This is a genomic window from Alphaproteobacteria bacterium, from assembly GCA_016699305.1.
Lineage (GTDB): Bacteria > Pseudomonadota > Alphaproteobacteria.
In genome coordinates this window covers 1,529,339-1,547,534 of sequence record CP064970.1, presented here as the reverse complement: position 1 = coordinate 1,547,534, position 18,196 = coordinate 1,529,339, and the positions used below count along the sequence as shown (strand labels likewise).

At 58.2% G+C, this 18,196-nt stretch carries 15 protein-coding genes; 9 read left to right on the top strand and 6 right to left on the bottom strand.

Annotation, left to right across the window (positions count from 1 at the left end; all coding sequences use genetic code 11):
* Positions 1-30: 30 nt before the first annotated feature.
* On the top strand, positions 31-2,118 hold the full coding sequence (locus tag IPI58_07310; protein QQR68647.1) for an RNA degradosome polyphosphate kinase: 2,088 nt from the start codon (positions 31-33) through the stop codon (positions 2,116-2,118).
* Between the two features lie 7 nt (positions 2,119-2,125).
* Positions 2,126-3,640: a hypothetical protein gene (locus IPI58_07305; GenBank protein QQR68646.1), complete on the top strand. Its 1,515-nt coding sequence runs from the start codon at positions 2,126-2,128 to the stop codon at positions 3,638-3,640.
* A 26-nt stretch (positions 3,641-3,666) separates the two neighbouring features.
* On the opposite strand, the gene IPI58_07300 is transcribed toward IPI58_07305, so the two are convergent.
* The 4 genes from IPI58_07300 to IPI58_07285 all read right to left on the bottom strand — a co-directional run bounded on the left by IPI58_07300 (position 3,667) and on the right by IPI58_07285 (position 7,687).
* On the bottom strand, positions 3,667-4,152 hold the full coding sequence (locus IPI58_07300; GenBank protein ID QQR68645.1) for a cache domain-containing protein: 486 nt from the start codon (positions 4,150-4,152) through the stop codon (positions 3,667-3,669).
* 97 nt (positions 4,153-4,249) lie between these two features.
* On the bottom strand, positions 4,250-6,100 hold the full coding sequence (gene uvrC / locus IPI58_07295; protein QQR68644.1) for an excinuclease ABC subunit UvrC: 1,851 nt from the start codon (positions 6,098-6,100) through the stop codon (positions 4,250-4,252).
* 71 nt (positions 6,101-6,171) lie between these two features.
* Positions 6,172-7,065, bottom strand: coding sequence for a tRNA-dependent cyclodipeptide synthase (locus tag IPI58_07290; protein QQR68643.1), 894 nt, complete (start codon positions 7,063-7,065; stop codon positions 6,172-6,174).
* Entirely contained in the window at positions 7,037-7,687 is a 651-nt protein-coding gene (locus IPI58_07285) for a helix-turn-helix domain-containing protein (GenBank protein ID QQR68642.1), read from the bottom strand. Before IPI58_07285 ends, IPI58_07290 begins: the two co-directional genes overlap by 29 nt.
* 217 nt (positions 7,688-7,904) lie before the next feature.
* On the opposite strand from IPI58_07285, the gene IPI58_07280 reads away from it, so the two are divergent.
* The 6 genes from IPI58_07280 (at position 7,905) to IPI58_07255 (ending at position 15,459) form a co-directional block, all read left to right on the top strand.
* Positions 7,905-8,453 carry a hypothetical protein gene (locus IPI58_07280; protein QQR68641.1) on the top strand — a complete coding sequence of 183 codons (549 nt, stop codon included), beginning with the start codon at positions 7,905-7,907 and terminating at the stop codon, positions 8,451-8,453.
* Between the two features lie 57 nt (positions 8,454-8,510).
* Positions 8,511-9,296 (top strand): hypothetical protein, encoded by a 786-nt coding sequence (locus IPI58_07275; GenBank protein QQR68640.1) that lies wholly within the window; start codon positions 8,511-8,513, stop codon positions 9,294-9,296.
* Between the two features lie 207 nt (positions 9,297-9,503).
* Positions 9,504-11,009 carry a proline--tRNA ligase gene (locus IPI58_07270; GenBank protein QQR68639.1) on the top strand — a complete coding sequence of 502 codons (1,506 nt, stop codon included), beginning with the start codon at positions 9,504-9,506 and terminating at the stop codon, positions 11,007-11,009.
* Positions 11,010-11,152: 143 nt separating this feature from the next.
* Positions 11,153-13,612, top strand: a complete 2,460-nt coding sequence (locus IPI58_07265) for a hypothetical protein (GenBank protein ID QQR68638.1) — start codon at positions 11,153-11,155, stop codon at positions 13,610-13,612.
* 54 nt (positions 13,613-13,666) lie between these two features.
* Positions 13,667-14,293 (top strand): non-canonical purine NTP pyrophosphatase, encoded by a 627-nt coding sequence (locus IPI58_07260; GenBank protein ID QQR70074.1) that lies wholly within the window; start codon positions 13,667-13,669, stop codon positions 14,291-14,293.
* Positions 14,290-15,459 carry a coproporphyrinogen III oxidase gene (locus IPI58_07255; GenBank protein QQR68637.1) on the top strand — a complete coding sequence of 390 codons (1,170 nt, stop codon included), beginning with the start codon at positions 14,290-14,292 and terminating at the stop codon, positions 15,457-15,459. Before IPI58_07260 ends, IPI58_07255 begins: the two co-directional genes overlap by 4 nt.
* A gap of 36 nt (positions 15,460-15,495) precedes the next feature.
* Here IPI58_07255 and IPI58_07250 read toward each other — a convergent pair whose 3' ends face one another.
* Together IPI58_07250 and IPI58_07245 are read right to left on the bottom strand one after the other, a co-directional pair.
* On the bottom strand, positions 15,496-15,756 hold the full coding sequence (locus IPI58_07250; GenBank protein ID QQR68636.1) for a hypothetical protein: 261 nt from the start codon (positions 15,754-15,756) through the stop codon (positions 15,496-15,498).
* Positions 15,757-15,930: 174 nt separating this feature from the next.
* Entirely contained in the window at positions 15,931-16,872 is a 942-nt protein-coding gene (locus tag IPI58_07245; protein ID QQR68635.1) for a hypothetical protein, read from the bottom strand.
* Between the two features lie 194 nt (positions 16,873-17,066).
* On the opposite strand from IPI58_07245, the gene IPI58_07240 reads away from it, so the two are divergent.
* Complete coding sequence (locus IPI58_07240) at positions 17,067-18,080, top strand: aspartate-semialdehyde dehydrogenase (protein QQR68634.1); 1,014 nt, start codon at positions 17,067-17,069, stop codon at positions 18,078-18,080.
* Positions 18,081-18,196 lie beyond the last annotated feature (116 nt).

The following is an 18,196-nucleotide window of genomic DNA, read 5'->3' as shown; positions in this document are numbered from 1 at the left end:
TGCTAAGCGGCAGGCTTAAGACTAAGGGCCATGCCCAACACGCCACCACATAATGTCCCCGAGCGCTTCTTAAACCGCGAGCTATCCTGGCTGGCCTTCAATAGGCGTGTGGTGGAGGAGGCCGAGGACTCCCGCCATCCTTTGCTGGAGAGGGTGAGATTCCTGTCCATCGCCGCCGCCAATCTGGACGAGTTCTTCACCGTGCGCGTGGCCAGCTTGCACGCCCAAGAGGCCGGCGGCTCGGGACCTGGCGACGACGGACTGACGCCCGCGCGGCAATTGGCGGCCATCCGTCAAGAAGCGCCGGGCCTATTCGCCGTGCAACAGAATGCCTGGCGCGTCTTGCGCCAGGAGATGGCCGATCACCGCATTCCTCTGCTTAAAACCTGCGAGCTGGACGCCAGCGACCTGGCGCATCTGGAAGAGCATTTTATGACCGAGATTTACCCACTGCTAACCCCGGTGGCGGTGGACCCTGCTCATCCCTTTCCCTTTGTCGCCAACGGCCATTTGGCGCTGGCGCTATTGCTGCATGATCCGCGCATGAACAAAGATATTCATGCCATGGTGGTCATGCCGCGCGGCGTGCCCCGCTTCTTGCGCCTACCCCGCCCCGATGGCGAGGCGGGTTTTGTGATGCTTGAACGCACGGTGCAACATTTCCTGCCGAATTTGTTCCCGGGCTTTACGGTGCGCGAATCCGGCTTTTTCCGCGTGTTGCGCGACAGCGAGATCGACGTTCAAGACGACATCCAGGACCAGGACAACGAGGACCTGACTCAAAGCTTTGAACGTGCCTTGCGCCGTCGCGCGCGCGGGCGTGTGGTTTTGTTGACCGTCAATGCCAGCATGCCCGAACCCTTGCGCGGTTTTCTAATCGAACGCCTCGACGCCGCGCATGAGGACGTGTTGTTGCAGCACGGGTTGCAAGGTCTGGCGGACGCCCGGCAATTGATCGTAGCCGATGAACGGCCCGATCTTGTCTTTCGTCCGCACCAACCGCATTCGAACGCCGTGATTCAAGGCTTTACCCAGGACGCCTTCGCCACGTTGCGACAGGGCGATCTGCTGTTGCATCACCCCTATGAGAGCTTTGATCTGGTCATAAATTTCCTGCGCCAAGCGGCCGAAGATCCCTTTGTGCTGTCCATCCGCCAAACGCTGTATCGCACGGGCGACGACTCGCCCGTGGTCCAAGCCTTGATCGCCGCTGCCCAAAACGGCAAATCGGTTACCGCCATGGTCGAGCTGAAGGCCCGATTTGACGAAGAGGCCAATATCCATTGGGCGCGCAGTCTGGAAAACGCCGGGGTGCAGGTGGTGTACGGCTTCGTCAGCATGAAGACCCACGCCAAAATCACTCTGGTGGTGCGGCGCGAGGAAGGCCTGCTGCGTTCCTATGCCCATTTCGGCACGGGCAATTACCATATCGGCACCGCGCGCAGTTATGCCGATCTATCCTTCTTGACCTGCGATCCCGAATTGATGGCCGACGCCATGCAGATGTTCAATTACATGACCGGCACCGCCATTCCGCAACCCTTGCGCAAGGCCAGTTTAGCGCCCTTAACCTTGCGGACTCGACTTGTCGAGTTGATCGAGGCCGAGGCCCAAGCCGCGCGCGCTGGGCAGCCTTGCGGCATCTGGGCAAAAATGAACGCCCTGGTTGATCCCGACATCATCGATTGCCTGTATCGCGCCAGCCAGGCGGGCGTGCCTATTGAATTGATGATTCGCGGCTTGTGTTGCCTAAGGCCCGGCGTGCCGGGGCTGTCGCCCACCATCCGAGTGAGCAGCATGGTCGGCCGTTTTCTGGAACATAGCCGCATCCTTGCTTTCGGCCACGGCCACGCCCTACCCTCGCCCCACGCCCTGGTGTTTCTATCATCGGCTGATTGGATGCAACGCAATTTCGACCGAAGGGTGGAAACCTTGATCCCGATCACTCATCCAGACTTGCACCAAAGGATTCTTCGTGAAATCCTGACCGCCAATTTGCGCGATCAGCGTCAAACATGGTTGCTGCATGCGGATGGCGGGTATCGTAAGCAAGCGCGCGAAGGCTTTTGCGCGCATGCCCACTTCCTGACCGGCGGCGGCGACGCAACGACGGATTAGAACGAACATGACTGCACGCCGCCCACCGCTTTCAGCGCGTGAGAACGACACCGCCTATCTGATTGAGATCGGCTCGAACTCGGTGCGCTTTCTGACCTATCAAGTCTTGTTTGATTCGCAAGGCACATGCCGCTGGATGCCTCTGATCCATCGCGAGAAATCATTGTGCCATCTGGGCCGCCATCTAATGGAGCCAAACCCAACACGGCGCATATTGGGAAACGAGGATCGGGAACAGGCCCTTAAGGCCGTGACCACTTATGCGGCGCATATTCGGTCAGTCGAAAATGTGTTTGTTATCGCCACCGCCGCCACGCGCAACGCAGTCAATGGTCCCGCGTTCCGAGCAGAACTGGCCGAGGCCATCGGCCATGACGTCACCGTGATCAAAGACCTGCAGGAAGCCGTGCTAGGGCGGCGCGGAGTGCTGTATGGCGAGCCGCGCGCGCAAGACGCCGTGGTGGTCGATTTGGGCGGAGGCAGTTTGGAAATCCAGCCCCCTGATGACAGCCCCGGTGTCAGCCTGCCCATCGGCGCTCTTTCCTTGGCTACCGCCATACGTCACGACTCCGCCGCCGCCCGACGCCATGTTCAGAATATCTTTGCCCAGCAAGCCGATATGTTGCGCCCCTTGCAAGGCAAGCCCTTGGTGCTCATCGGCGGCATGCCGCGCGCCTTGGCCGAGGCGCATCTGAATATCACCGAGCATCCTTTGCCTTTCGTACAAGGTCATGAGATGACCACCGAGGCCACGCGGCGCTTCTTCCGCGAGATCGCCACGAATTGGCGCGACGGCGACATGAAGACGGCCAAGGTCAGCACGGAAAGACAGGCCGCGCTGCCTGCTTCGGCCTGGTTGCTTGCCGAATTGCTGGGACATCTGGAACCTTGCGCCGTGGCCTTCTCAGCCTTTGGCCTGCGCGAGGGCTTTTTAAGCCAGGAAGTGGCCGATTTTGGCCCCATAGAACGCGATCCGGCCTTGTTCGTCCTGGAATGCGAGAGTCCGGACATGACGGGCGCAGACACCCTCACGCGCTGGTTGTTGCCCCTGCTGCCCAAAGGTGCGGGACGGCAACCTATCGAGCGCCTGGCACGCTTGGCGGCGCTATGGGCCACCCTGCCTCGCCGGGAATGGCCCAATTTGCGGGCCGAGGCGGTCCTGCACGAGGTGGCCAGCAAATCCATGGGCAGTCTGACCCATGAAGAACGGGCCTTTCTAGCCATCGGTATGTATGTCGCCGAGCGTGGCAAACCCTGCAAATCGCCTTATGCCAAAAGCATGGAAATTTGGCTGAAGGGTCGTCGTAACGAGGTCATCGAGCCGACTTATGCCCAGGCCATTGGGCTGGGCCTAGCCCTGGCGCGCGAAGTCGGCGCGGGACAACCCGCCAACCTGAAAGGCACCGCCTTGGCCTATCACCGTGGCCAATGGGCTGTCACAGGCGAATCCCGCCCCGCGCGGGATGAATCGGAATTGCTGCAACGACTGAATCGGCTGCAGATTCGGCCGGAAATAGGTTAGGCGCCGCTAAGTTTTGTTGGCTGTGTCTAATGGGTGTAGGCCCCTACGCCGATCCGATAGCCGTCGATGCGAATGATATAAGACGCCTTATCGTCGAAGGTATGCGTGGTGGGATTGAGCCACTTATAATGCACCCATCCCCTGTCCTGGATGGCCATGATCTCGCGCCCAAACATCTTGCCTGTTGTGTCTTGCATATCCATGATGCTGCGCTTGATCAAAATGGGCTGTGTGCCATGAGCCAGAATGACTCCATCGGCATTGATGGCAAAGACATACAAGTTCCCCTCGACGAACGGCCCTTTCGCGTCGCTGAACATCCCCATAGCCTTTTCGGGACCGTGGGCCTTCAACAAATAAATCGCCGCGCGTTCAGCCAGCGCCTTGGCCCGATCCTCGGCCTTCGGCTGTGCAGCCCAAGCCGCGCCCCCCAGCGCCAACAGGCCGCAGAAGCTCAACACCAAAATACGACAGATCATGCGCGGAATATGGAGGGCCGAATACATGCGCATGTCTTGCTTCTCCACAGGGATATGTCGCCAGGCTTTCACTTAGACGGCCTCCGCATTAAGAAAAACTTAATATACGTCAATTCAAGGGCCTGGATCGCTATCCCAACCGGTCCAGAATCACCCGCGCCAGGCGCAGACTGATTCCCGAGACGCGCTGCAGGTCTTCGGGCGCGGCGGCGGAGATGGCGCGGGCCGAGCCGAAATGCTGCAGCAAGGCGCGTCTTCGCGCAGGGCCCACGCCAGGGATATCGTCCAAGGGCGAGCGCAACAAATCGGCCTCCCGCTTGGCGCGATGGCTGTTGATGGCAAAGCGGTGCGCCTCGTCGCGCAGACGCTGTAGAAAGAACGCCACCGCGCTGCCTTCGGGCAAGATGACGGGTTCGGCCTGACCGGGCAGGAAATACCGCTCGCGCCCCGCATTGCGGTCTTCGCCTTTGGCCATGCCGACAAAGGCCAGATCGGCAAAGCCCAATTCGCTGGCCAAGCCATAAGCGGCGTTCAATTGCGTAATGCCGCCATCCAGGATGATCAGATCGGGACGCTGCGTCGCCTCGCCCGCCGCCAAGGCCTCGCGCAGACGCAGCAGACGACGACGCATCACCTCGCGCATCATGGCCGGATCGTCGCCGGGGGCGATGTCGTCGCGGATCACAAAGCGCCGCCAGGATTTCTTGTCGAGGCCTTCGGCCCCCGCCACGATCATGGCGCCCATGGCGCTTCGTCCGCCGGTGTGGCTGTTGTCGTAAACTTCGATGCGACGGGGCGGGGCGGGTAGATGAAAAGCTTCGGCCACCTGTTGGAGCAATCCGGCCTGCACGCCGGTTTCGGCCAGATGTCGCGCCAAGGCTTCGCGGGCATTGTGCAAGGCCGCCTCCACCAACCGCCGACGCGGACCCTGTTGCGGCGATTCAAGGCGCACGCTTCGCCCGGATTTCTGCGTCAAGGCCTCCTCCAGGAAAGGCGCATCGGCAGGCAAAGGCGTCAGCAAGATCAAAGGCGGCACGTCTTTATCCGCATAGAACTGGCCGATGAACGAGGCCAACACCTCGCTGGCGCTTTGACCCGCCTCGTGCCGCAAACGATGGCTGCGCGTGCCGAATGTGTGGCCGCCGCGCAAGACATGCACCTGCACCACGCTTTGCCGGTCTTCGGTATGCGCGGCCATGACATCGGCATCGCCCAATCCCGGCAGACTGACCCCTTGCACCGTCTGCACAGCGGCCAGCGCGCGCAAGCGATCGCGCAAACGGGCGGCGGTTTCATAGTCCAGAATCTGGCTGGCCGCTTGCATCCGCGCGGCCAATTGCTCTTGAATCTGCGTGCTGCGCCCGGTGAGGAAGCGACGCGCGCCCTCGACCTGCCCCGCATATTCGGTCTGACTGATCTTGCCCACGCATGGCGCGGTGCAGCGATGGATATGATATTGCAAGCAGGGCCGCGTGCGCTGCGCGAACATCGAGTCCGTGCAATTGCGCAGCAAAAAGCCGCGCTGCAACGCCATCAACGTCTCATGCACCGCCCCCGCCGAGGCGAAAGGCCCGAAATACCACCCCTTGACCGTATGCGCGCCGCGATGGCGCAACAGGCGCGGGAACGGATGGTCGCGGGTCAATAGCAGGCTGGGGTAAGTTTTATCGTCGCGCAGCATGATGTTAAAGGGCGGCTGTTCGCGCCGGATGAGGCTGGCTTCCAGCAACAACGCCTCGGCCTCAGAGCGGGTGATGACGATCTCCACATCCGCCAGCCGCGCCAACATGCGGCGCAAGCGGATCGGCAGCCGCGCGACCTGGGCATATTGCGCCACGCGCCGCCGAATATTGCGCGCCTTGCCCACATACAGCGCCGCGCCCGAGGCGTCGAGCATGCGATATACGCCCGGCGCATCCGGCAGCACCGCCAACTTGCCCCGCAACAAGGCCGCCCCGCGCTCATAAGAAGGAAGACTCATCCGCGCATGATGACAAGCCTAAGAGAAAGCGGCAATGCCCGAAGCCTCATTCCCTAATGGGAACCTGGCATTTAATGGGGATGCGCATCTCGCATGCGATGATGAGCTTGGCGATGCCCATAAAGAACGTCGTTATTGGGACATATGTCAGGATTGGATGTCATCCCCGAGGGCGCGGGAGACGCGGGAGAATAGTTCGCGATTGCATCGTCAGATGTCTTTGAATTCTCCACGCGGACCTTTTCATGCGCATAGGTGGCAAGCCTGGCAAAATCAATCCTGGTGAAGCATCTGTTTTTTAAGCCAATGAGTGCTGGTGGACACTGATCTTCGCGCATTTCATTGAAATATTCCGCGCTTCTTAGATTACTGCCCGGATAGATATCCACAGTATCAGAGTTCATCGACAACAAGCAGAATGCCGATAGCTCCTCAAGAATATATTGCGTTGAAAGTCTCACGGCAATGCTTCTTGAGCAGTTTTGAAAATTTCCTTTATCTATTTGCCTAAAAACATACGATGTTGCGTCATAGGTTACGCAATCATTGAAGCCCTTATCGCTGTAGAACATATCAGTCAGCAAGTCATTTATACGCACATAATCTGAACGGTTTATTATATCATCCCATCTGATAATTTTAGTTGTGATATTTATCATTGAAATTTTACTCATATTTCTTTTTACCCATTCCCGCCCCTCTTTTTCTGCGGCCTCATATGCTTGATCCAAGCCTTCACCTCGCGCGATCAGATTATAGCGCTGCAATGTATCATTGACGCTTATCTCGCATTCGCAGAAACCATTTCTATTAACCCAATCGACCAAAGCCGCGAATTTCCCCGACTCGTGATAGGGCTGTCCCACGCTAATCATGAGTCGGCAGCGCGAAAAACGACGCCAGCCGGCGCCGTTCTTGACTCGCACGGAGTATTGATCAGTCAATCTCGTAGCGTTCTGTGGCATCGGACATCTCCGGTCTCTTGTGTTGTGGCCAGATGAGGTTGAACAAGTTCCTATGCGCCTCGGCGATGGATCGGTTCCGAATAATGATGGCGCTCTCGGTGTTCCCAAGAATCATTGTCGCCACTTTGTCGCCATAAATCACCTGGGGGTTATTGTGAAAAAACGCCGATGGTATGCATCGGTATTCATCCAGATTGCCCATAAGATATGTGTCTTTTTCATCGATCAGCGAACGCATTTTGATATTCGCCCGACGTATTCTTCTGTAATTCTCGACGACTTCGGGCGGTGAAATCTTATCGACAACACAACTAAACAAAACCTCCCCTTGAGTGTCTTTTAACGTCAAATACACATCGTCCAAGACACGCACAAAAATATGACTGCCCTCAATCAGGCGGACCGTGTCATTACGGAATCTGACCCCGCAATCGGAAAGCAATTCGATATTTCTATCTTCAAGCGCCTTATAGATCGCCTCGACCGTTGAGGACAGCGGACGCTTATTCCCGCCCTCCAGACTTTTGATCGTCTCAGGGGACAAACCGGCAGCTTGCGCCATTTGTTCGCGCGAATAATCCAGCAACGCACGCGCCGCTCTAAGCTGTTCAGGCTCCAGCATTGTTAATCGTTACCCTTCATTTGTCCTTATGCATCAATCTAACACCTAAAATTGGTTTCAACGACTATAGGGAATGCCCAAAGCAGGAATCTTGCCTCGCCGCACCTTTTTATGGTTGTCTTAGAACCTAATTTGTGTATATGGTCATACTCAGCACAACCTGCAAAGCCATATGGATGCCTTTCTTGTCAATCTGAACGCCATAAGGAAGTTTGCCATGCCTGATTTCACAAACAAGCCTGAAACGCACGGTTACCGTCTGTCGGTGCCGATGGATAAAAAGCCTGAACGCGCCGCCCCCCTCTCTAGCACGACACATTTCGAAACCCAATTCGACAACGCTCTGGCGCAGACTTTGCGGCAAGCGGGGTTGACGGGCGCGGAAGCGGGGGATGATGGGGCGGCGCTGGCGCGGCTGTATGCCTATGTGGCTGATCGGTTGGGGCAAGAATCCGTGTCGCGTTTGAATCGGGTTTTGTGGTCGATGACTGCCGAGCCCGCCTCTGTGCCTGAATTGCTGCGTCTGTTGCGCGATCAGGCATGCCATGCATGGCGCGAATGGCATTTGCGCGTGGACAACACCTATGTGAACCGTGAATTGGGCGAGGCGCGACCCGCCTATGTCGAAACGCTGCAACGGCGTTACAACGAGGCCCAGCATATGTTCGAGGAGGTCTTGAGCGTGGTGCAGTCCTGGTCCGCCCAGTCCGACGATACGAAGGACCCCGTCTTAGATCCCCGCTTTTTTGCATCGGCCCGTCACTAACCTCTTCTCATCCCCCATATCCCTTTGCAACCACCTGACCGTGAAAGGGTTTTTGATATGGATATCACTCAATTACACGAACGCTACGGCGAGGATTTTGCGCAGATGTGCGCGATACAGTTGCCTTTGGAAGATATCGCGGCGTTGAGCGTGGAAACGCTGTTGCCCTATCTGAAGACGCGGATGGATTCGACCGAGTATCGCTGGCGGCGTTCGGTTTTAAACATCATGCAAGGCATGGTGATCGAGGTGATGGCGGCCAAGGGCCATATCCCGCGCGAGATGGCGCATGAGACTCCCATCGCGGTCAGCCGGGGCGCGGATGCGCCCGAATCCGTGCTGGGCCCCTTGACCGACTTGCCGCCCAATATGCCCCTGGGCATGACCGCGCGGATCGAGGACAGCGCCAAGGTGATGGGCGAGATTCTGGCCGAGCTGCGCGCCGATCCCGGGCGCGCGCCCTCGCCCGAGCATGTGGGACGGCTGCGTGTTCGTTATTTGGAGGCCCGCGCCTTGTATGTGCTGGCCCGATTCAGCGCGCCCGCCGGTGAAGTGGACGGTTTCGACCAAAGCCCCCAAGGACAGGCAACCCCGGGCGATCCCCGAGAAAGCGACGAATCCTATATGGCGAAACTGCGCGTGACCAAATCCGTGCGCGCCTTGTTGGACCAATTCGGCGGAGCCGAATCCCTGATGGCCGCGCCCGAACAAGACCTGATCCCCCTATGCGTCCAAGCCAGCGAGGAAATGCGCCGCCTGGCCCTGGGACAACCGCCCCGTCCCCCCGAAATCACCCTCACCGTCTCGCCCGAATCCGTCGAAGCCAACCGGGCCAGCGCCTAGATATTATTTACAAAGCTTGGAATCTCCGATTGCCGCGAGATCTGGGGCCATAGGATGCTTTTGCGTGCGGGGAGACAATGCCTCTTTACGTCCTTTGAACCTCTTGCCACATATCGGGCCTGTCCATAAATCTTCGGCCACAGATTGACCTGACGGGTCTTTTGTAAGATTCTTCCCTCCATCCATCCCTTGCGATCGAGAATATCCATGGCCGTCTCAAACACTTTATCTCCCACCCGTGCCGAGAATTATCCCGAATGGTATCAGCAGGTCATCAAGGCCGCCGATATGGCCGAGGCGTCCTCGGTGCGCGGGTGCATGATCATCAAGCCATGGGGTTACGGCATCTGGCAAAGGCTGCAACAGGGTCTGGATACGCGCTTTCGCGAGACGGGGCATGAGAACTGCTATTTCCCGCTCTTCATTCCTTTGCGTCTTATAGAAAAAGAAGCCGAGCATGCGGCGGGTTTCGCCAAGGAGATGGCGGTGGTCACGCATCATCGCTTGGTGATGGGGCCAGACGGCCATCTCAAGCCCGATGGCGAGCTGGAAGAGCCGTTGGTGGTGCGCCCGACTTCCGAGACCATCATCGGCGAAGCCATGGCCAATTGGATTCACTCCTACCGCGACCTGCCCATGCTGCTGAACCAATGGGCGAATGTGGTGCGCTGGGAAATGCGCACGCGCCTGTTCCTGCGCACGGCGGAGTTCCTGTGGCAAGAAGGGCATACCGCCCATGCCACGCGCGAGGACGCCGTGGCCGAGACCATGCAAATGCTGGAGATTTACCGCGAGATATCTGAAGAACATGTGGCCTTGCCGGTCATCATGGGCGAAAAGCCGGCCCATGAACGCTTTGCGGGGGCGGTGGACACCTATTGCATCGAGGCGATGATGCAAGACGGCCGCGCCTTGCAGGCCGGGACCTCGCATTATCTGGGGCAGAATTTCGCCCGCGCCGCCGGTATTCAGTATCAGACCAAAGAAGGCGGGCTGGAATATGTGCATACGACGTCATGGGGCGTTTCGACGCGCATGATCGGCGGTCTCATCATGGCGCATGCCGACGATATCGGTTTGCGCGTGCCGCCGCGCTTAGCGCCGCATCAGATCGTGCTGGTCCCCATCACGCGATCGGAGGAGGACGAAGCGGCGGTGGCGGCTTTCTGCCAAGAGCTAAGCCAGCGCCTTTCCGCCGAAAAGGCATGGGGCGAGCCGGTGCGGGTGCATTGGGACAGGCGCGACCGCGCCTCGGTGGATAAACGCTGGGAATGGGTGCGCAAAGGTGCGCCTTTGGTGTGCGAGATCGGCCCGCGCGACGTGCAAAACCGCGCCGTCACCTTTTTGCGCCGCGATCAATTCGAGGCGGGCAAGCAAACGGCCCCGATCGATGCGTTTCTGGGTCAGGCGGTCGAATTGTTGCGGCAGATTCAACAAGGCATGTTCGATGCCGCCGCCGCCATGTTGGCCGCGCGCACACGCACGGATATCACCACTTATGACCAATTCCGCGAGGTGTTTGCAGGCGAGGATCGCACGGACGGCGTATTTGTCCGCGCGCCTTGGTGTGAAGATCCGGCCAGCCTGCCCTTGATCGAGGAGATGAACGTCACCATTCGCTGTCTACCGCTTGACGGTCAGGATCAGGGCGGCGTGTGCGTTTTGACGGGCAAGCCTGCCAAACGCACAGCCATTTTCGCTAAGGCGTATTAACCCCATCCTCTCGACGGCAACGCGCCCCCATGCAAGGCCATGGGACACCTCTTATGTAACTATTAATTGTCTGATAGAATAGGAACCGTAACAAATACGCAGCATATGGATCCTGCTCAGAGTAAAGACGAGGAGAACAAGAAATGCCTGATGATGCGCCCCTGAATTACAGATCCTCGGCCATGATAGGGCTTGAAAAGATGGCGTCTCTAGTGGACGGCGTCATTGAGACAGCCAGGATTAATCCGCGCCAAGCTTTGAGTGACACCGAGAAATTGATGGAATCATCGTTATCTTCTGGCTTAACTTCGGATCAGGTCAAGGCGAGTGTGGAAACGAAGCTAATGGCAGAGCTAGATAAGCCCCTGCCGACAGATGCGACAGGATATGCGCGCGCGGCGCGCATCAATCAGGCCATCACGCTGACGGGTTTGTGTGCCGAGGATGCCGATCCCGTCAGGGCGGGTATCTTGCAGGATTTGTCTAAGCCGCTACAGACTTTGCTTGACTCCATCCCGCTTGCAGAGCGTGAGAAAGGAAAGCCCCATTACCATTTTGTAGATCAGGTGCAGCAGACACTGGGCGTCATCTCCAAAGAGGACTTGCCCACGAGAGTGCAAGACTACTATGTCTGGGTGTGCGCTTCTCTAACCAAAATGGCAAATTTGCCCTATAGCGGGCCTCAAATGACTAAAAGAAGAATATTGGATGGGCAAGAACCGAATAAAGAAATGCCGCCAATAAGTGGCCCAACGGGGACTGATACAGCTGAGCAGATGGCCGTATTGCTTCGTCAAATCAAACAAGACGTTTCATATGATGCGGATTTTCCGAAAACTTTGGCGTCGCGCATCGGCGCGATGAGAGACTTGTTGGAGATGTGCGATGCCGACAAGGTTGAGGTCAAGAGAGCGTTAGTGGAACGCCTGGTGCCTGCCCTTTATCGGCTCAAGGATGCGATTCCCGAAGAGGAACAGGGAAGAGATCGTCCCTATTCCAACTTCGTGGGTCGCATTGGCGTGGTCCAAGCCAATGTCTATGTAATGAACATAACGAGCTTGGAAGATGAAACTCTACACATCAACAACCGTTACGCCGCTATCCGTTTTCAGTTGGACTCGATGGGCCGTGAGTTGCCTCCGATTGAACCAAGCGCAGCGCCTGTTGTGGTGGATGTTGAAGAAAATCGTGTTCCCAACTCACAAGCAAAACCGGCGTCAGAGGAACCAACATCCACAAATGCCCGCGCAGCAGACCTATCAGCAGGCGGTTTATCGCTTCAGTTTATGCATGAAGCGCCTCAATCCGACTTTGGATACGAGGTTGACCGTCATAAAATCAAACAATCGATCCTAGATTCCCAGATACGCAAAAGCTCCGAGATAGATAGAATCTTCAGCGGTATTCCTTATGACGTTTCGTTTGCGCAGAATATGTCCGCACGATTGGACGAGATGCAAGAACTGATGGGCAAATATTCCAAAGAAGACCCAAAACAAAAACTGTTGGTCGCGCAACACGCCATCGGGTTCCTCACAAAGACCCAAGAGGTTATTCCTGTTGACCAGCAGAGCTATAAGCAGCCTTATGGTAAGTTCGTAGAAAGAATCGATACGGCTAAGATGAGCCTGGCAACGATGCTTGCAAACCCCGATGAGCTGACAAACACCGGATATCAAGTTATCCTCAACCAATTGAGCATGATGGGCCGTGATATGCCTAAGGCCGAGACGCAAGCCGTTGCCGCTCCGACAGAGACACCCGCCACGGACGCACCCTTAAAGGCAGAGTCGGGGCAGCAGCCTGCCCCAGCGGTGCCTGTCACAGCGGTTCCTGTCACAGCGGTTCCTGCCGCGACAGCGCAAGACGGTGCGCAACCTGGCGATATAGATATCATTGATCCGATCGCCGCCGACGCCGCGCCGCAGATGCCCAGTCTGGAGAACGGTTTGTTCTTTGAATCTGCCTTGGATCAGCAGTCTGTTGATCCCGGCTACCTCCGTGCAGCGCCGTGGCACGGACTGCCGCAGGACCAAGCCGCCGCATGGCAGCCGCATATTGAGGCGCTGGGCTTGTGGATGAGTGCGGCCAGTCGGGGGAGTACTGCGGACGTTCTGCCCGAAGGGTATACGGTGGGCTTAAATTTTGGCCAAAGCTTCTACACCCAGGATGTCCAGAATCCGACACCTCAGAACACATCTTTTCGCATCAAACTGAACCGCGTCGATGCCTCGGGCCAGGTCGAACAGATTGATCTGTTGGAGCATAGTTTTGGCCCGAATGGCACCCAAAGGGTGAGCCTGTTGCCGTCCAAGGATGGCACCGAGCATCCCGAAGGCGTCAAGAGATACGCTCTTATCCAGATGGTCCGTCAGGCCGTAGAAGGAAATTGGGCCAAAGAGGGGCGCGTCTTGCGTCTGACTGGCTCCGAAGCAGATCGGGCATTTATGCGCGGTAATCTGGAAGCCAACGGGATTAGCCCCGCGCAGATTGTGGATGTGGTGACGAAGAAAGATGCCGAGAAAACTGCCTCTCCGCCACGTCCTGTGAACAACGCGCGCGAGAATTATGCCGCGCAGACGGTTCCTGTTCCTGCCAGCTAACACGCGTGCATAAGCGTCTTGTCGAATACCCATCGGCGGGTCATCATGCCATCCATGATGACCCGCCGTCGCTATTCTGGGCCTGGGCTTATCCTGGCCACGCATAATCCCAACAAGCTGCGCGAATTGCGTTCCTGGTTGCCGGATTGGCTGACCGATATTTCTTCCTCGGGCGAATGGGGACTGCCGGTGCCCGATGAAACCGGGCAAAGCTGCGCGCAAAATGCCGCCATCAAGGCGCGCGCGACGGCAATGGCGACGGGGCGCGTGGCTCTGGCCGACGATGCCGGATTCTTTGTCGCCGCGCTGGGCGGACAGCCGGGCCATCTGATGGCCGATTGGGCCAGGCGCGAAGACGGCAGCACGGATTATCAGCAATCCTTCGATCGTATCCAGGCGGGGATTGGCGACTCGTCCGACCGCTCGGCACGTTTCGTCTGTTGCCTGGCTTTGGGTTGGCCCGATGGGCATGTGGAGCTGTTCGAAGGATATAAAGACGGCGTGGTGTTGCCCCAGCCTTGCGGCGATAACGGCTTTGCCTATGACACCATCTTTCGCCCCTTGGACGATACCCGCAGTTACGCGCAAATGAGCCTTGAGGAAAAGAACCAGATCAGCCATCGCGGCCATGCCTTTTCCCTGTTGCTGGCCGAGGGGCTGGAAGCGCCCAAGACTCTATGAACGCCGCGACCGAGAGCGCCGATCTGGCGCTGTATATCCATTGGCCGTTCTGTCTGTCCAAATGCCCGTATTGCGACTTTAATTCCCATGCCATGCGTGGCGAGGTGGAAGAGACGCGCTGGGCGAAGGCCTTGCTTGCCGAGATGGGCTTTGAAGCCGCGCGTCTGCCCGGGCGGCGCTTAACCTCGATCTTCATGGGCGGGGGCACACCCAGTTTGATGTCGCCCGCCATGATCGCGCGGTTGATCGAGGCGGCTTGCGGGTTCTGGCCGCCTGCTTCTGAATTGGAAATCACCCTCGAAGCCAATCCCGCGACGGTCGAGACCGCGCGTTTGGCCGATTTTCGTACCGCCGGGGTCAACCGCCTGTCCTTGGGCGTGCAAAGCCTGGACGACGAGGCACTGCGATTCTTAGGTCGGCGTCATGACGCGGCGCAGGCGCGCGCCGCGATGGCGCAAGCCGCGCGGATATTCCCGCGCTTTTCGTTTGATCTGATTTACGCCTATGCCGGACACGACCCCGCGCGGTGGCGCGATCAATTGACCGAGGCGGCCCAGATGGCGCAAGGCGGGCATATCTCGGCCTATTCTTTGACCATCGAACCAGGTACCGCCTTTGCCACGCAAACCCAGCGCGGCGCGGTGCTGACGACCGATGAAGACACCGGGGCTGTCCTTTACGATATCACGCAAGATGTGTTGGAGGCGGCGGGCATGCCCGCCTATGAGGTTTCGAACCACGCGCGTCCTGGTCAAGAATGCCGCCATAATTTGACTTATTGGCGCTATGGCGAATATGCGGGAATCGGCCCAGGCGCGCATGGCCGCCTTGATCTGCCCCAAGGACGTGCTGCCACCTTGCGCCGTCGTAGTCCTGCCGTATGGTTAGATCAGGTAGAACGCGATGGTCACGGGACCGAGGATTCAACGTTCCTTGATATCCAGGATCAGCGCGAAGAGGCCCTATTGATGGGCTTGCGCCTGGGCGAGGGGCTGTCATCGGCGTTATGGGAAAAGCGCTTTGGGACGCCTTTGCTTGGGGCGTTTGATTCTCATGCTCTGGAACGCCTGATACGCGGGGAATTTGTGGTGCGGGATCATCAAGGGTTACGAACCACGGCAAAAGGACGGCGCGTACTCGGCGCCGTCCTTTCCGCCCTGGCTTGATACCCCCGGCCAGGGCGGCGCGTCCCCATTTTCCCGTCAGGCCAACGCCAACCGACGGGCGTCCAGGATCCGTCCCGGACGTAGACAAGACCGCTGCGGGGCAGGCTCCGCATAGGCCTGGCGTTGAAAACTCAAAGCGTCATAGTGTCCGGGTTTGTGGGCTTGGGGCCGCACCCCATATCTCTCGTCCTCGGCGCGGCTCTCACTCCAGACGGCATCGGCCAGTTTCAGGGCCGGCGCGATGATGCCTGGATTGATGATGCCGCCGAGGATAGGTCCGAAGAATAAGTCTAACATGGGTGCCTCCTGCCTTGGTGTGTGTCTGAAGGCAAGATTACAAGTAGCCATTCAACATATCTTGAATAATGGATCGAATTTTACGGAAAACACTTGGTAGATTACATTCGAATATATTTTGCCTAAAATTTTAGACAATGGAACTCCCTGCTTGATGGGGTAAGACGAAACCTCTTATTTCAGCGCAAACGCGATGTATCCGGCGCATGTGGCCAAAAGAGCGATGCCGTGGCCACGGGTTAGGTGGCGCTTGAGCGCTAAGGGCAGGATCAGAATCAAGCTGGCCGTGATAACGAGGAAATTAAGGGTCAGCAACCGGCCCGGCACAGGAACCTCACCCATGATGCCGATCAACCCCGCAACGCCCAACACGCTGATGCTGCTGGAAATGCCCAGATCACGGATGATCTCGTCCACGGAGCGATGGCGCGCGGCCATAAGAGCGGCGATAGTCTCGGGCAAGGCGATGGCCAATCCCACCAAGACGACTCCCGTGATGGTCGGCGACAATCCCCAGCCTTGTCCCAAGGCTCCCGCATGGCGCATCACGCCATCGGCCCCCCAGGCCGTCACCGCCACGCCCAGCAGAATGAGAACGATGTCAAGACCCAGCGGATAGTGCGCAGAGTCTGGCGGCATCGCGGCGTGTTTATGGGATTTTTTCGGATGCATGCTTTGCCATCCGAGGAAACTCATGCCGACCAGCGCGGCCCCATAGATCAATCCAACCGGCCAGAACAACAAAAGATGCGTAGGTCGCAAAACGGCATCGAATATCGCCAGCGCTATCACTCCGCCCATGACGAAGCGTTCGGGATGATGCGGGCCTATTTGAACTGGTCCGACCAGCAGCAACAGCAGTCCAGGGGTCAGGAGCAGATTAACCATGCAACTGCCCATCAAGGCGCCCAGCGCGATTTGGGCTTGGCCGGTCAGGCTGGCTTCGACGCCAAGGGCCAATTCGGGGGTGATTTGGCTCAGCGCCACCAATGTCGTGCCAAGAATACGGATACGGCCGCGCCAATTGCCGGTCCATGCCGCCAAGCCGCGCGTTAATATCTCGCCGCCTGCGATCAGCATCGCCGTGCCCAATATCAATCCCAACAGATGAGGCATTCTCCGTCTCCCCACGACCTTGCGACCGACATGTTAGTATTATTCCGAAATCTCGGGATACGCTACCGTGATTCCCGATCACAGAGGACCATTTGACGGTCTTTCCCGCCCCACACCTGCCTTCCTCTGCCCCCTCCTCTGGGCCGATGAAATAGGCTATCCTCCTTGCGAACAATCAGAGAAAAGGAAAAGCCATGGGCTATCGTGTGGTGGTGACGGGCGCGGCCGGAAATATGGGACGCGAGGTGCTGAAGCTGTTGGCTGAACGGGACTTTCCCGCCGATGAGGTCGCGGCCTTGGGCAGCGCCAGAATGGCCGGCAAGGAAATCTCCTTTGGTGAGGAAACCATCCTGAAGCTGCAAGATGTGGCGCGTTTCGATTTTCGTGGTTGGGATGTGTGTTTCTTGACCCCTGGAGCGGGCATCTCGCCCGACACGCTGCGTCAGGCGGCCGCGCAAGGCTGCGTGGTCATTGACGTGGGCGGACAGTTGTCGGGCGAGGCCGGCGTGCCTGTGGTGGTGCCCGAGGTCAATGCAAACAGTCTGGCCAAGATCGGGGCCGTGAACATGGTCTCGAATCCCGGCGCGGCGACGATTCCCTTGGTCATGGCGCTTAAGCCTTTGCACGATGTCGTGCCCATCCGCCGCGTCGTGCTGGCCACCTATCAGTCCGTCTCGGGCGCGGGGAAAGAGGCGATGGACGAGCTGTACACCCAGACCCGCGCGCATTATGTGTTCGATCCCATTAAGCCGGACGTGTTGCCGCGCCAGATCGCCTTTAATCTGTTCCCGCAAACCAGCGGCTTGTTGGAAGACGGCTCTGCCGAAGAGGAACGCGCCTTGATCGAGGAAACGCGCAAGATCATAGGCGCGCCGATTCAGATCGCCGTGACCTGCGTGCGCGTGCCGGTCTTTATCGGCTATGCCTTGGCCGTTCATGTGGAGTTCGAGCAACCGATGGAAGCCCGCGCCGCGCGCGAGATTCTCGAGGAAGCGCCCGGAATCGTCGTGCTGGATCGCCGCCGCGAAGAGGAATACATGACGCCGATAGAAACGGCGGGTGAGGATATGGTGTATGTCTCGCGCATCCGCAAGGACCCCAGCGTGCCGCACGGCATCGGTCTATGGATCGTCACCGACAATATGCGCAAAGGCTCGGCCCTGAACGCCGTTCAGATCGCCGAAGTCCTCGCTGCCGAGCATCTGTGAGCGCCAATTCGAATAGGATTAAGACGATGGCGTTTTGCTGCGCGGCGGCATCATACCAAAGGCCACCCACGGGTGCAGGATAGGCTCAAATCCCAGCAATCGGCTCTGGACGCTCG

Bases quoted from the DNA above. Each gene is read 5' to 3' on its own strand.
- IPI58_07310 (QQR68647.1), top strand. From the start codon at position 31: ATGCCCAACACGCCACCACATAATGTCCCCGAGCGCTTCTTAAACCGC.
- IPI58_07305 (QQR68646.1), top strand. From the start codon at position 2,126: ATGACTGCACGCCGCCCACCGCTTTCAGCGCGTGAGAACGACACCGCC.
- IPI58_07300 (QQR68645.1), bottom strand. From the start codon at position 4,152: ATGCGCATGTATTCGGCCCTCCATATTCCGCGCATGATCTGTCGTATT.
- uvrC (QQR68644.1), bottom strand. From the start codon at position 6,100: ATGAGTCTTCCTTCTTATGAGCGCGGGGCGGCCTTGTTGCGGGGCAAG.
- IPI58_07290 (QQR68643.1), bottom strand. From the start codon at position 7,065: ATGCCACAGAACGCTACGAGATTGACTGATCAATACTCCGTGCGAGTC.
- IPI58_07285 (QQR68642.1), bottom strand. From the start codon at position 7,687: ATGCTGGAGCCTGAACAGCTTAGAGCGGCGCGTGCGTTGCTGGATTAT.
- IPI58_07280 (QQR68641.1), top strand. From the start codon at position 7,905: ATGCCTGATTTCACAAACAAGCCTGAAACGCACGGTTACCGTCTGTCG.
- IPI58_07275 (QQR68640.1), top strand. From the start codon at position 8,511: ATGGATATCACTCAATTACACGAACGCTACGGCGAGGATTTTGCGCAG.
- IPI58_07270 (QQR68639.1), top strand. From the start codon at position 9,504: ATGGCCGTCTCAAACACTTTATCTCCCACCCGTGCCGAGAATTATCCC.
- IPI58_07265 (QQR68638.1), top strand. From the start codon at position 11,153: ATGCCTGATGATGCGCCCCTGAATTACAGATCCTCGGCCATGATAGGG.
- IPI58_07260 (QQR70074.1), top strand. From the start codon at position 13,667: ATGATGACCCGCCGTCGCTATTCTGGGCCTGGGCTTATCCTGGCCACG.
- IPI58_07255 (QQR68637.1), top strand. From the start codon at position 14,290: ATGAACGCCGCGACCGAGAGCGCCGATCTGGCGCTGTATATCCATTGG.
- IPI58_07250 (QQR68636.1), bottom strand. From the start codon at position 15,756: ATGTTAGACTTATTCTTCGGACCTATCCTCGGCGGCATCATCAATCCA.
- IPI58_07245 (QQR68635.1), bottom strand. From the start codon at position 16,872: ATGCCTCATCTGTTGGGATTGATATTGGGCACGGCGATGCTGATCGCA.
- IPI58_07240 (QQR68634.1), top strand. From the start codon at position 17,067: ATGGGCTATCGTGTGGTGGTGACGGGCGCGGCCGGAAATATGGGACGC.